General features: G+C 64.1%; 12 protein-coding genes. 1 reads left to right on the top strand and 11 read right to left on the bottom strand.

Annotated features, from left to right (window positions below; translation table 11 throughout):
• Nucleotides 1-27 precede the first annotated feature (27 nt).
• Nucleotides 28-570: a phage tail protein gene (locus tag TP2_RS16975; RefSeq protein ID WP_038079963.1), complete on the top strand. Its 543-nt coding sequence runs from the start codon at nucleotides 28-30 to the stop codon at nucleotides 568-570.
• A 288-nt stretch (nucleotides 571-858) separates the two neighbouring features.
• Here TP2_RS16975 and TP2_RS16970 read toward each other — a convergent pair whose 3' ends face one another.
• The 11 genes from TP2_RS16970 to TP2_RS16920 all read right to left on the bottom strand — a co-directional run bounded on the left by TP2_RS16970 (nucleotide 859) and on the right by TP2_RS16920 (nucleotide 12,925).
• Nucleotides 859-1,662, bottom strand: a complete 804-nt coding sequence (locus TP2_RS16970) for a glutathione S-transferase family protein (protein ID WP_038079961.1) — start codon at nucleotides 1,660-1,662, stop codon at nucleotides 859-861.
• A 128-nt stretch (nucleotides 1,663-1,790) separates the two neighbouring features.
• Nucleotides 1,791-4,214 (bottom strand): plasma-membrane proton-efflux P-type ATPase, encoded by a 2,424-nt coding sequence (locus tag TP2_RS16965; protein ID WP_084714439.1) that lies wholly within the window; start codon nucleotides 4,212-4,214, stop codon nucleotides 1,791-1,793.
• A complete protein-coding gene (locus tag TP2_RS16960) occupies nucleotides 4,195-5,340 on the bottom strand; it encodes an alpha/beta fold hydrolase (RefSeq protein ID WP_038080034.1) in 1,146 nt (381 codons plus the stop codon). The genes TP2_RS16965 and TP2_RS16960 overlap by 20 nt, the downstream gene beginning before the upstream one ends.
• 286 nt (nucleotides 5,341-5,626) lie before the next feature.
• Complete coding sequence (locus tag TP2_RS16955) at nucleotides 5,627-6,802, bottom strand: acetyl-CoA C-acyltransferase (protein WP_038079959.1); 1,176 nt, start codon at nucleotides 6,800-6,802, stop codon at nucleotides 5,627-5,629.
• Nucleotides 6,803-6,810: 8 nt separating this feature from the next.
• Nucleotides 6,811-8,103, bottom strand: a complete 1,293-nt coding sequence (locus TP2_RS16950; RefSeq protein ID WP_038079956.1) for an ArgE/DapE family deacylase — start codon at nucleotides 8,101-8,103, stop codon at nucleotides 6,811-6,813.
• Between the two features lie 8 nt (nucleotides 8,104-8,111).
• Entirely contained in the window at nucleotides 8,112-8,765 is a 654-nt protein-coding gene (locus TP2_RS16945) for a 3-oxoacid CoA-transferase subunit B (RefSeq protein WP_240473784.1), read from the bottom strand.
• On the bottom strand, nucleotides 8,752-9,444 hold the full coding sequence (locus TP2_RS16940) for a CoA transferase subunit A (protein WP_038079952.1): 693 nt from the start codon (nucleotides 9,442-9,444) through the stop codon (nucleotides 8,752-8,754). Before TP2_RS16940 ends, TP2_RS16945 begins: the two co-directional genes overlap by 14 nt.
• Nucleotides 9,441-10,799 carry an aminotransferase family protein gene (locus tag TP2_RS16935; RefSeq protein ID WP_038079950.1) on the bottom strand — a complete coding sequence of 453 codons (1,359 nt, stop codon included), beginning with the start codon at nucleotides 10,797-10,799 and terminating at the stop codon, nucleotides 9,441-9,443. The genes TP2_RS16940 and TP2_RS16935 overlap by 4 nt, the downstream gene beginning before the upstream one ends.
• On the bottom strand, nucleotides 10,796-11,560 hold the full coding sequence (locus TP2_RS16930; protein WP_038079949.1) for an amino acid ABC transporter ATP-binding protein: 765 nt from the start codon (nucleotides 11,558-11,560) through the stop codon (nucleotides 10,796-10,798). The genes TP2_RS16935 and TP2_RS16930 overlap by 4 nt, the downstream gene beginning before the upstream one ends.
• Nucleotides 11,561-11,576: 16 nt before the next feature.
• Entirely contained in the window at nucleotides 11,577-12,233 is a 657-nt protein-coding gene (locus TP2_RS16925; protein WP_038079947.1) for an amino acid ABC transporter permease, read from the bottom strand.
• Nucleotides 12,234-12,274: 41 nt separating this feature from the next.
• The gene (locus tag TP2_RS16920; RefSeq protein WP_038079945.1) at nucleotides 12,275-12,925 is read right to left on the bottom strand and encodes an amino acid ABC transporter permease; all 651 of its coding nucleotides are present in this window, start codon (nucleotides 12,923-12,925) and stop codon (nucleotides 12,275-12,277) included.
• Nucleotides 12,926-12,987 lie beyond the last annotated feature (62 nt).

Genomic DNA, 12,987 nt, shown 5'->3' with positions numbered 1-12,987 from the left:
CCCCGGTCTTTTCGGAAAGGACAGGATATGGACCCCATTCTTTGCACGGTCATGCCATTTCCCTACAGCTTCATTCCCCAGGGCTGGCTGCCTTGCGACGGCCGCCTCGTGCCGGTTTCGCAATACACGGCCGTCTTCTCGTTGATCGGGACGACCTATGGCGGGGACGGGCGTACCACTTTTGGATTGCCCAATCTCAATGGCGCCAGCGGCATGTCGTCCAGTGTCGTCGCGGGGCAGGGCGCGGGGCCGGGGCTTACTCCGCGGGCGATGGGTCAGCGTGTCGGCACCGATGCCGTTTCGCTGACCGAAGCGGATCTGCCGCCGCACTCGCATGCGCTTTCGGTCTATCCCGAGGGCACGAACGCGACCGCTGTCCCGGCTGCGGGCGACACATGGATCTCGACGGGGGCGAATGGCTATACCGACACGCCGATCCAGAACCCGACAACATTCGCGCCCGGTGCGGTCATGCCATCGGGGAGCGGTGCTCCGCATGAGAACGATCAGCCGAATTTGTCGCTGGTCTATTGCATCTGCGTGCAGGGGGTCTACCCGAGCTTCGACTAAGCGTCGCGGCTGTCGTCGATTGGCCGCCGGCACAAACGGCGGCCTTTTCCCACCTCAAGTAATCCCGCGACCAATCTTGCTTGATCTGGATCGTGCCGGGGGAGGGTGAACTCAGCGCATCACGACGAAGGGTAAGTGTTAGCGTTCCTGAGCCTCGTCACGCCCGGACCGCATCCAGATCGAACGCCGCACATATGGCCGCTCGGGGAAAGCGCCGCTCTGACGACGCTCGGTCAATACTTGGTTTCGCGCGACAACCGGTAAAGCCGAACGCCGGGACCAGATGCCTTATGGCGATGTTAAACCAAGAGCTTCATCTGTCGCGGCGCGCCCGTACTTCGTCGATGGGGGCCAAGGGCGCGACGACCAATCGGGTTCGAAAACGAAGCTTGAGAGGGAACGCCCCGGTAGAAGCGCGCCATTACCGGCCCCAAAGGCGTAATCATAATAGAGTTTCACGATCTGCTCCTTGCTGACCTGCTGCGCGGCGCGGTGGGCGAGGCAGGCCTCCTTCCAGCGGGCGACACGATCGAAGCCATCATCCTTTGGAAGCTCGAAGCCCTCGTAATAATCGAGAAACCAGAAGCGCATGAAAATCGGCGTGAAGACGCATTCGGCGTAACCGAACTCATCGAAAAGGTAGGTCCCGTCCGGATTGTGTTCGTCGAGAAAGTCGTCGATGGCGCGATAGGCGTTCAGAAGGCGCTTGAGGAAGTCAGGCTTGCGCGCCCTGTCTTGGTTCAGGACCATCTCGTAGCCCGCGCTGACAAACGGGCCTTCCTTTGCCGTCAGCAGGCGTTCGATCGCGTGCTCAAGCGGATCACGGCGCCGAAGCGTCGGTCCCGGCAAAACCTCGTCTAGATAGTCGAGTATGATCAGGCTTTCCTTGAGGATCCGGCCGTCCGGCAATTCGAGCATCGGCAAAGCAGTCGTCCCGCGGGACTTTGCCAGCAGCTCGGGGTCGCGCGGGCGCGTGATGTCGACCGCCCGAAACTCCACCGCCTCCAACTGGTCCCGAAGGCTCAAGAGGATTTCCAGCCGCTGCGAGAACGGGCACGCCGGGATGTGATACACGATGGGTTTGGTCGTCACTTTGACCCTTCTCGTGCCAACTCGCGGTAAACGGGCTCGAGTGCTTCGATGTCGCGTCGAAGAGCATGCCGCTGTATCTGACAGACCTCCATGATCCGCTTTTACCACGTTTCATGGGGCGCAAGAAATCAATGCACCAAGCCGGCTCCCCGGGGCGATACCTTGCGATCGTAGACCGCGCGCACCAGGATCGCCATCGCCCCTTCAAGCGGCAGCCATGCGAGACAATAGAGCCAGACCAGCAGCGCGGGCCCCCAGCCGATGGGCGTCACGAAAAGCCCATAGACCGCGATCAGCGTGCCCAGGAGCTGTGTCGCCTCGGTGGTCGCAAAGAGCCGCAATGCCGGGAAGGGCCTGCGCCAGAACCAGCTTTGATGGCGTGTGACGAACAGCGTCATATGCCCCGAGACGAGAAGCTTGAGGAAGATGATCGTCTGGATCTCCTCGCGGGGCAGGCCGAGATGGGCATCGACGAACCAGAACAGCAAAAACGTCTCGATCACTCCGGTCACGCCGAGGGCGGCCGCAACGGTCAGCACGCGGCGCATATCCCATCGCACCGGGCGCTGTGAGACAGAGACGTTATCATAGGCGATCATCATGATCGGGAAATCGTTGAGCACCGCCAGCAGCACGATCATGATCGCGGTCACCGGGTAGAAATCGAAGACGAGAATGGTGAGCGTCATGAACAGCAGGACCCGGATCGTCTCGGCCACGCGGAAGGTGGCGTAGCTCGTCATCCGGGCGAAGATCCGACGCGACTCCTCGATGGCCGTGGTGATGATCGACAGTCCCTTGTCGGTGAGGACGAGATCGGCGGCGGCGCGGGCGGCATCTGTCGCGCCGCTCACGGCAATGCCTGCATCGGCCTTGCGCAGGGCAGGGGCGTCGTTCACCCCGTCCCCGGTCATCGCGACGATGGAATGTCCGGCCTGAAGCACCTCGACGATGCGGAACTTGTGTTCGGGCAGAACACGCGCGAAGCCGTCAGCGGCGCGAACATTGGCCTCCACGGTCGCCGGGTCCCCGTCGAGCAATTCGCCCGCGGGATAGATCTTTTGGCCGAGATCGAGCTTGCCGGCGATCTGGCGCGCGATCGCCTCGTGGTCGCCGGTGATGATCTTCACGTCGATCCCCATTTGACGCGCCTCTGCGATGGTGCTGGCCGCATCGGGGCGCGGCGGGTCGATGATTGGCAGCAGGCCAAGAAACTCCCACGACTTGCCAGCAACCTGTCTCGCTGCTGCCAGTGCGCGATAGCCCTGCTGCGCCAGTTCCTCGACCTGGCTATCAATGGCTTCGCGGACCGGTCCGGCCACGGCGCAAAGTTCCACGATGACCTGCGGCGCGCCTTTGGAGACCTGCCAGTGCTCGGTGCCGACCTGAACCTCTGCCGCGCTCCGTTTGCTGATCGGATCGAACGGGGTGAAGCTGAGCGTTTCGGCATCTGCCAATGCGACCTCGTCCGCGACCGCGAGCACCGCCGTATCGATCGCGTCGGGGGCATCGCGGTCACAGGCGAGCGCAGCAGCACGCAGCAAATCCTCGACCGCGATGCCTTCGGCCGGGCGCGGATCCTCGACCGTCAGCTCGTTGAGCGTCAGCGTTCCGGTCTTGTCGGAGCAGAGCACATCCACCCCGGCCAGTTCCTCAATCGACACGAGCCGCGAGACGATCGCCTTCATCCGCGCCAGACGTTCCGCGCCCACCGCCATCGTGACCGAGAGAACCGTCGGCAAGGCCACCGGGATCGCCGCCACCGTCAGGATCAGCGCGAACTGGATCACCTCGAGCGGCGGATTGTGCCGCTGGAAGGAGACGATCACGATCATCGCCACCAGAACCAGCGCCGCCGCGATCAGGAAATTGCCGATCTGCATCACGGCTTTCTGGAAATGCGACTTGCCGGTCGTGGTCTGAACCAGCGACGCGGTATGCCCGAAATAGGTGTCCATTCCGGTCGCGGTAACTTCGCCGGTCATCTCGCCCAGCTTCACGACCGAGCCGGAATAGGCGCTGTCGCCAACGGCCTTGTCGACGGGGAGCGACTCGCCCGTCAGCGCGGCCTCGTCCACGGAAAGATATTGTCCGTCGAAGAGCGTCAGATCGGCCGGGATGATCTGGCCGATGGAGAGGCGGACGATATCGCCGGGGACAAGATCGCGCGCCGCGATTTCCTGCCATTGCCCGTCCCGTTTCACGCGGGCATTGGGCGCGAGCTGCGCCTTGAGCGCCGCGATGGCCGAACTCGCCTTGCTCTCTTCCTTGAAGCCGACCGCGGCGTTGATCAGCAACATCACGAAGATCACGCCGAAATCGGACCAGTCGCGCAGCACGAGGGACAGAAGCGCGGCAAGCTCGATCAGCCAAGGGATCGGCCCCCAGAAATAGCCCGCGATCCGTTGCAGCAGGGTTTTCTCGTCGCTCTGGAGCGCGTTGGGACCGTATCGCTCGAGCCGCTGGGCCGCTTCCGCCGCGCTCAGACCTGTCTTGCGGTCCGTTGTCGGCACGTTGTTGCGGGTTTGCGGCTCAGTGACGGTCTGATCCATTTTTCGTGTCTCCGGATTTGGCCCCGAGCGCCCCGAGCCACTGGCCGATTTCCGGCCAGACTGTCGAAAGGGTGTGGCTGCCCATGAAGAGGCCGATATGGCCGCCCTCGACCAGGCGCGAGGTGATCTCGCCGCGCGGCGTGCCCAGCAGCGTCTCGGCGGCGAAGACCTGTTCGCGCGTCGTGATGTCATCCGCCTTGCCCGCGAGCAGGAAGGCGGGGCAGGTGATCGCACCCAGATCGAGCTTTTGCCCGAGGCCCACGAACTTACCCTTGGCAAACAGGTTTCGTTTGAACAGCAGCTCGATCGCCTGCAGGTAATAGCGTCCCGGCAGGTCGATCGGGTTTTCATACCAGCTCTCGAACCGCTCGGTGCGCTTCATGAAATTGCGGTCGTCGATATGCTCGTAGAGATCGACGAACTTGCCGAAATACTGCTGATCGGCATGCATGTTCTTCCAGCCGGTGAGCATGAAGCGCCCCGGCATCCGGCCCTCGCCAGCCTCGACCATCTCCCGATAGGCCGAAAGCGGCATCTGATGGGCGAGCTTGCGGATCGGTCCGTGCCCGGCATCGGTGTCGATGGGCGAGCCCGCCAGCACGAGCCCCGCGACTTTCTCGGGGAAGCGCGCGGCATACATCGCCGACATCCAGCCCCCCTGACACAGCCCCACCAGCATCACCCGCCCGCCGAGATCATCGACCGCGACATTGATCTCGGCGAGATATTTGTCGATGTCGAAATCGCGCATCTCGGGCGTCGCGCTTTTCCAGTCAGTGCACAAAACGCGCCCCAGCCCGGCAGCCAGCAGCGTCTCGATCAGGCTCTGGCCTTTCGCGTAATCCGCGATGGTCGAGGAATGCCCGGCATAGGGCGCATCGACCAGAACCGGGATGCCGCCGCCTGTGCCGCCGAAATCGCGCAGCCGCATCGTGTCGAGATCAAGGAGCACCTCGTTCTTCGTGGCCCATTGCGGCTCGGGCGGGGTCGTGATCTTCGCGGCCTCGTCGAGATAGGTCAGCCCTTTCTCGACCGCGTCGAGGCCGATCTTCTGCCACTCCATCGCAGCCGCCATCGGCCAGAAGAAGGGAACGCTGTGCTCGTAGGTTTTTTCGGCATCGCTCATGATCATCACTCGCAAGATGTTTCTGCACCGCCGCATCTTCTTGAAACGCCACAGGCTGTGCAATTGCAAGCGAAGTCCGAAAGGCGCGCGGGATCGTGAAATCTCGGTGTGTGCAGGTGAGGTGCAGTGCGAGGCCGAGCTGCCGGATTTCTGCTCAGGTGATCAACGCGTTCGGCGCAACCCGAGGACACGGCCTACAGGCATCACCGATCGGCGGATCGACGCGCGTTTTGATGCCAGCAATGAAACCCATGGCCTGCAAAGCCTTCGCCCTGCAGGCCTGAGCTCAGAAAATCTCGAACAGCCCCGCGGCACCTTGGCCGCCACCGATGCACATCGATACCACGCCGTAGCGCGCGCCGCGCCGCTTGCCCTCGATCAGGACATGCCCCGCCATGCGCGCGCCCGACATGCCATAGGGGTGCCCGATCGAGATCGCGCCGCCATCGACGTTGAGTTTTTCATCCGGGATGCCGAGCTTGTCGCGGCAATAGAGAAGTTGCGCGGCAAAGGCCTCGTTGATTTCCCACAGGTCGATGTCGTCGATGCTCAGCCCGGCACGCTCCAGCAGGCGCGGGATTGCGAAGACCGGGCCGATGCCCATCTCGTCGGGCGCACAGCCCGCCACCGCGAAGCCCCGGAACGCGCCCAGCGGCGAGAGCCCGCGGCGCGCCGCTTCCTCTCCCGACATGATCACGCAGGCCGAGGCGCCATCGGAGAGCTGCGAGGCATTCCCGGCGGTGACGCATTTCCCGGGGCCGAGAATCGGCTTCAGGCTCTCCAACCCGTCCAGCGTCGTGCCGGGGCGATTGCACTCGTCTTGCTCCAGCCGCACCGTTTCCTCGCGCGTCTCACCCGTGGCCTTGTCCTTCACGAGCTTCACCGCCTCGACCGGCACGATCTCCTCCGCGTAGCGCCCCGCCTCTTGCGCCGCCGCCGTGCGGTTCTGGCTTTGCAGCGCATAGGCGTCCTGCATCGCACGCGTCACGCCGTAGCGCTCGGCCACGACCTCGGCCGTCTCGATCATCGACATGTAATAGGCCTCCGGCACGACGGGGCTGCGGTAGCGGTAGCCGTTCCAATGCTCGTTCTGCACCAGCGAAATCGAGTCGAGCCCCCCCGCAAGCGCCACCTCCACGCCCTCGGCCATCACCATATGCGCCGCCGAGGCGATCGCATTGAGCCCCGAGGCGCATTGCCGATCGACCGTAACCCCCGCCACCGTGTCGGGAAGCCCGGCGGCCAGCGCGATATGGCGCGCGGCATTGATCCCGGTGGAACCCTGGGTGAGCGCCGAGCCGAAGATCACTTCCTCGATCTCACCACCTTCGAGCCCGGCCCGCGCCACGGCGGCGCGCACCGCATGCGCCGCCAGCGCGGGGCCTTCGAGATTGTTGAAGGCTCCGCGATAGGCCTTGCCGATCGGTGTGCGGGCGGTGGAGACGATGACGGCGTCGCGCATGTGAGACCTCAGATGGTTTCGAGACCGCACCAGTCCGCGATGAACAGGGCGGTGGATTGGGTGATGCGCCGGATGCTTTCCAGCTCGACGCGCTCGTTGAAGCCGTGGATCGCCTCGGCGCGCGGCCCGTAGACCAGCGCGGGCGTGTCGGCATAAAGCCCGAAGAACCGGGCGTCGGTGGTCGCGGTGATCGCCATGCGGTCGAGCGCCGAGCCGTTGACCGCCGCATGCGCCGCATCCAGCGACCCGATGGCGGCCGTGGCGGTTTCCGAACGGTCGTCCGCCAGCGCATAGCCTGCGGCCATGAAGCCGTGCCAGACGATCTCGGGCAGCGAGTTCTTCAGGAAGGCATTGGAGCGCGCGGCCTCCATGATCGTGTCGACGATCTCGGTTTTCGCGGCCTCGATATCCTGGCCGGGATAGATCGCGATCCGCATGTCGAAGACGCACCAGGCGGGAACCGAACTGGCCCAGTCGCCACCCTTGATCTTGCCGATGTTGAGGTTGATTGGGTGATGGGCGTGACCGTATTCGGAATGGCGGCAGCCGGGCGCGTTCCAACGCTCCTCCAACCCATGCAGCGCCGAGATCAGCGGGATCGCCGCCTCGATCGCATTCGCGCCAGAGCCCGCATAGGCAACATGCGTCGGCAGCCCCTTGAGATGCACCTGCGCCCAGATCACGCCAAGCTGCGCGCTGACGAGCTTTTCCTCGAACGGCTCGGGGATCAGCGCGGCGTCGGCGGTGTAGCCGCGTTCAAGGCAGGCCAGCGCGCCGTTGCCGGTGCATTCCTCCTCGACGACCGATTGGAAGAACACATCCGCCGCCGGGGCGAGCCCGAGCGACCGCAATGCGTCGAGCGCGAAGAGGTTCGACACCAGCCCGGCCTTCATGTCGCCCGCCCCGCGCCCATAGAGCCAGCCGTCATCGACATGCGGCTCGAACGGCGGGCGGTCCCACATGTCCAAAGGCCCTGCGGGCACCACGTCGATATGACCATTGAGGATCATCGAGCGACCCTTGCGGCTCGTGCTGCGATGGCTGCCCACCACGTTCACCGCATCCTCGTAATCGCCGATCACCGGCGAGAAGCCCGGCAGGTGGCGGATTTTCTCGACCTCGATCTGCCAGCGGTCGACCTCATAGCCGCGCTCGGTCAGCGCCCCGGCCATGAAATCCTGCGCGCTTTGCTCCTGCCCGCGGGTGGAGGGGTGCGCGGTCAGTTCGGACAGAAAAGCGATCTCGTCATCGAACGCGTCATCGACCGCCGAGAGGATGCGGGTTTGCAGCTCTTGATCCATGTCTCACCTCAGAATGTCGGAATGTCGCCAGCGGGGATTGCGATCGGCGCGCCGGTGGCCTCGCGCAGTTCGGGCAGCGAGACACCCTCGGCCAGCTCGATCAGCGCGAAGCCCTCGAGCGTCACATCGACCACCGCCATGTCGGAATAGATCCGCGCGACGCGGCCCTTCGCAGTCAGCGGCAGGGTGCAGGCCTCGAGCAGTTTCGGGTTGCCCTTGCGGTCGCAATGCGTGGTCATCACCACGACGCGACGCGCCTTTTGCGCCAGCTCGATCGCCCCGCCCGCGCCCGGAGAAAACTTGCCCGGGATCTTCCAGTTCGCCAGATCACCGTTCTGCGCGACCTCGAAGGCGCCAAGCAGGGTCAGATCGAGCCGCCCCGAGCGCACCAGCGCGAAGCTCACTGCGCTGTCGAAAAACGCGGAGCCGGGGATCGTCGAGACATAGGCGCCGCCTGCGTCGATCAGGTTCCGGTCCGCCTTGTCGTAAGGCAGGGTCGGGCCGATCCCGGTCAGCCCGTTTTCGGAATGCAGGCAGACGGGAAAATCGGCGGGCAGGTAGTTCACCACCTTGGTCGGCAGGCCGATGCCAAGGTTCACGACCATACCGGGCGCGATCTCGCGCGCGGCACGGGCCACCATGCGGGATCTAGCGTCGGACAATGCCATACTCCTGAGAAAGCTCTGTCAGTTCCACGACCTGATCGACGAAAGCGCCGGGGGTTTCGACCACATCGGCGGCCAGCCCGCCGAGCGGCAGAAGCGTCTCGGCCTCGGCGATCACCTGCGTCGCGGCCATCGCCATGAGCGGGTTGAAATTGCGCGCAGTGGCGGCATAGGCGAGATTGCCGAACGGATCGGCGGTGGCCGCGTGGACCAGCGCCACATCGGCACGAAGCGCGGGCTCGACCAGCATCGGACGGCCGTCCATCTCGACGACCTGCTTGCCATTGGCCAGTTCGGTGTCGATGCCGATATCGGTGAGGATCGCACCCAGCCCCGCACCGCCTGCACGGATGCGCTCGGCCAGGATGCCTTGGGCACAGAACTCGACCTCGATCTTGCCCTCGTTCATCGCGGCGATGGCGTTGGCGTTGAGGCCGAGATGGGTGACGATGAGCTTGCGCACCTGACCGCTCGCAATCAGGTGGTCGATCCCCATGCCCGCCTCGTTTGCATCGTTCTTCACCAGCACCAGATCGCGCTGGCCCTGACGGGCGAGTTCGTGCAAGAGCGTGAAGGGCGTGCCGGGCACACCGAAACCGCCGACGAGCACCGTCGCCCCTTGCGGGATCGCGGCCACGGCCTCTTCGAGCGTGGTGGATTTGTCGGGCAGCTTCATGCGCTGACCTCCTCGATCACCGGCAGGTCGTGCTTGGCGGCGAAGGCATCGAGCGCGCCCGTCAGGATTTCCATGATCTCGCCGATCTGCGGCTCGGTGATGATCAGCGGCGGGCAGACGAGGAAGTGATCGCCCTCGTAACCGCCCCGCGTACGGCGCGCATAGATGATCAGCCCGCGCTCGTAAGCCAGTTCGACCAGCTCGGAATGCGCGTTCCACTCCTTCGGCAGCACCTTCATCGTCTCGCGATCCGAGACCAGCTCGAAGGCCAGCAACAGACCCTTCCCGCGCACATCGCCGATGAAGGGGTAGCGATCCATCAGACCGGTCAGGCGGGCCTTGAGAACCTCGCCCATCCGCGCGGCATTGCCGATGATGTCGTGATCTTCCATCTCTTCGAGCACCGCGAGCCCGGCGGCACAGGCGAGCGGGTTGCCCGCATAGGTGAAGCCATGCAGGAAGCCGCCCGCGTTTAGCAGAGCCTCGACCATATCGCCCCTCGCGACCACTGCGCCCAGCGGCGCGTATCCGGCGCCAAAGCCTTTCGACATGGCGATGATGTCGGGGGTGATCCCCCAATGCTCGGCGGCGAGGAACTTGCCGGTGCGGCCCGCCCCGGTCATCACCTCGTCGAAGATCAGCAGGATGCCGTATTCGCGGCAGATCTCGGCGATGCGGGTGTAGTAGCTGTCGGGTGCGACAAGCGCGCCGGTCGAGGCGCCGCCCACCGGCTCCATCAGGAAGGCGAGCACGGTATCTGGCCCCTCGGCCTCGATCTGCTCGCGCAGCTTCTCGGCATATTTGAGGCCGCGCTCTTCCTCGGTGAGATTGTCGCGGTCGAGATAGCAGGTCGGCGCGGCGATCTTCGGCATCTCTTCGAACATCGGCTTGAACGGGCCAGTGAACAGCGGGCTTCCGGTCACGCCAAGCGAGCCCATCGTCGCCCCGTGATAGGAGGGCAGGCGCGAGATCACCTTCCAGCGGCTCGACTGGCCCTGCGTGACCGCATATTGCCGTGCGAGCTTCATCGCGGTTTCGACCGCTTCGGAGCCGCCCGAGACGAAGAACACCCGATCGAGCCCCTCGGGCATCAGCGAGGCCACCTTGGCGGCCAGATCCTCGGAAGGCCGCGTGCGGAAATGCAGGCGGTAGCCGAAGGTGGCCTTGTCCATCTGCGCTTTCATCTTGGCGAGCACACGCGGATTGGAATGGCCGATATTGGACACCATCGCGCCCGACGATCCGTCGATATAGCGTTTGCCGGATTCGTCGTAGAGATAGATCCCCTCGCCATGATCCAGGAACGGACGGGGCTGACGGGATTGGTAGAACAGATGGGACTGTTCGTCGCTCATTTCGCACCTTCGAGATGTTTGCGCAGGAAATTCCGGGTTCGCTCTTGCGTCGGGTTCTTGAAGACCTGCTCGGGCGGACCTTCCTCGACCACGACGCCCTGATCCATGAACAGCACGCGGTCGCAGACAGAGGCCGCGAAATCCATCTCGTGCGTCACGATGATCATCGTCATGTGCTCTTGTGCGAGCTTCTTCATCACGAGGTTCACTTCCTCGACCAGCTCGGGATCGAGCGCCGAGGTCGCCTCGTCGAAGAGCATCAGCTTGGGCTTCATCGCAAGCGCACGGGCGATCGCCACGCGCTGCTTCTGACCGCCCGAAAGCTGCGCCGGGTAATAGTCGATCCGCTCCAGCATGCCCACGTGATCGAGCTGCTCCTCGGCCAGCGCATTCGCCTCCTTGTCCGAGATCTTCTTGAGAAGCTTCGGCGCCATCGTGACGTTCTCGCGCACGGTCAGATGCGGGAAGAGATTGAAGTGCTGGAACACCATCCCGATTTCCTGGCGCATCTGGTTGATGTGCTTTTCATACTGGCGGTGCGGCAGGGCCTTGTTGACCTGCACGCCATCCAGCCAGATCTCGCCACCCGTCAGCGGATCGAGATCGTTGATCGCGCGCAGCAGCGTGGATTTGCCCGAGCCCGAGGGGCCGATGATCGCGACGATCTGGCCGCGGTCGACATTAAGCGAGATATCCTTGAGCACTTCGAGTTGGCCGTAGGATTTCTGCGCGTGGCGGATCTCGACGAAAGCTTGCGACATGTCGATGTCTCCCGGTTCAGCGATAGAGGCGGTTGCGGTTCTCGAACCAGCGGAGCACCGCTTCCATGCCGAGATTGATGATGTAGTAGAGGACGGCTGCGGCCGCGTAGAATTCGAAGGCGCGGTAGGTCTGGCCGATGGCGCGCTGCGCCGAGAGGGTCAGTTCCGACACCCCGATCACCGAGACCAGCGCGGAGTCTTTCAGGAGCGCGATCATGTTGTTGCCGATCGGCGGGATCACGTCGCGCACCGCCTGCGGCACCACCACCTTGATCAGCGCCTGACGACGCGACAGGCCAAGCGTGCGTGCCGCTTCCATCTGGCCCTTGTCCACCGCGATCATCGCGGTCTGGATCAGCTCGGAGTTATAGACCGCGAAGTGGAAGCCCAGCCCGATCACACCCGCCACGAAGGCCGGCAGGTCGATCCCGATCTGCACGAGGCCGAAATAGATCAGGAAGAGCTGCAACAGCAGCGGCGTGCCCATGAAGAGCCAGGCGACGAAGCGGAACGGCAACCGGATGGCCATCGGCGCATAGAGCGCGATCACCGCCAGAAGGATGCCGCCGAAGAAGCTCAGCACAGCCGAGGCCGCCGTGATCGCGATGGTCCAGAGAACGCCGAGCGCAAGCGTGCCGTAGAAAGGCGGGAGGACGGAGAAATCTAGTCCCATGTCTTACTCCTGTGCCGCTTGGGGTTGGGGGAGGATCAAGCTCATGCGGGCAGCCTCACCTTGCGGTCGAGATAGGCCACGCCCTTGCCCGTGATCGTGATGATGACGAGGTAGAGGACACCGGCGAGGAAGAACATCTCGAAGGGTTTGTAGGTCGAGCCGATATAGCGCTGCGCAGTGTAGGTCAGTTCGACCACCGAGATCGCGGAGACTAGCGCCGTGCCCTTGATCTGCGCGTTTATGTTGACGCCAAGCGGGCGGATCATCAGGCGCAGCGCCTGCGGCAGGACCACCTTGCGGAAGGCTTGCTCCCGCGACAGGCCCAGCGTGCGGGCCGCTTCGCCCTGGCCCTTGTCGATGGCGATGATCGCGCCGCGCATCGTCTCGGTCATATAGGCGCCGATATTGACGCCGAGCCCGATCACGCCGGCCTCGAACGCGTCGAGCTGGATGCCGATCTGAGGACCGCCGAAATAGAGCAGGAAAAGCTGGATCAGTGCGGGCGTGCCGCGAAAGAAGCTGACATAGGCCGCGCCCAGGAAGCGCAGCGCCTTGAAGCGCGAGAGCCGGGCCGTCGCGCCGAGCGCCCCGCAAATCAGCCCGAGCACGATGGTCAGGATCGACAGCTCGATCGTGACCACGGCGGCTTCGAGGAAATAGGGATAGACCTTGAGGATCAGTTCCGTATCCATGCGTTCGCGCGTCCCGGTTGCTTGAGAAAAGTCACCCGCTACCCGCCGCCGTATTCAACGGC

Origin of the sequence: Thioclava pacifica DSM 10166 (assembly GCF_000714535.1) — a bacterium.
Lineage (GTDB): Bacteria > Pseudomonadota > Alphaproteobacteria > Rhodobacterales > Rhodobacteraceae > Thioclava > Thioclava pacifica.
Note: the sequence above shows the minus strand (reverse complement) of the source record. Positions and strands in the feature narration are given on the sequence as shown.

What these genes read in the sequence shown, in the direction of transcription:
- TP2_RS16960 (WP_038080034.1), bottom strand. Translation starts at nt 5,340, where the DNA reads ATGAGCGATGCCGAAAAAACCTACGAGCACAGCGTTCCCTTCTTCTGG.
- TP2_RS16925 (WP_038079947.1), bottom strand. Translation starts at nt 12,233, where the DNA reads ATGGGACTAGATTTCTCCGTCCTCCCGCCTTTCTACGGCACGCTTGCG.
- TP2_RS16975 (WP_038079963.1), top strand. Translation starts at nt 28, where the DNA reads ATGGACCCCATTCTTTGCACGGTCATGCCATTTCCCTACAGCTTCATT.
- TP2_RS16930 (WP_038079949.1), bottom strand. Translation starts at nt 11,560, where the DNA reads ATGTCGCAAGCTTTCGTCGAGATCCGCCACGCGCAGAAATCCTACGGC.
- TP2_RS16935 (WP_038079950.1), bottom strand. Translation starts at nt 10,799, where the DNA reads ATGAGCGACGAACAGTCCCATCTGTTCTACCAATCCCGTCAGCCCCGT.
- TP2_RS16965 (WP_084714439.1), bottom strand. Translation starts at nt 4,214, where the DNA reads ATGGATCAGACCGTCACTGAGCCGCAAACCCGCAACAACGTGCCGACA.
- TP2_RS16950 (WP_038079956.1), bottom strand. Translation starts at nt 8,103, where the DNA reads ATGGATCAAGAGCTGCAAACCCGCATCCTCTCGGCGGTCGATGACGCG.
- TP2_RS16920 (WP_038079945.1), bottom strand. Translation starts at nt 12,925, where the DNA reads ATGGATACGGAACTGATCCTCAAGGTCTATCCCTATTTCCTCGAAGCC.
- TP2_RS16955 (WP_038079959.1), bottom strand. Translation starts at nt 6,802, where the DNA reads ATGCGCGACGCCGTCATCGTCTCCACCGCCCGCACACCGATCGGCAAG.
- TP2_RS16940 (WP_038079952.1), bottom strand. Translation starts at nt 9,444, where the DNA reads ATGAAGCTGCCCGACAAATCCACCACGCTCGAAGAGGCCGTGGCCGCG.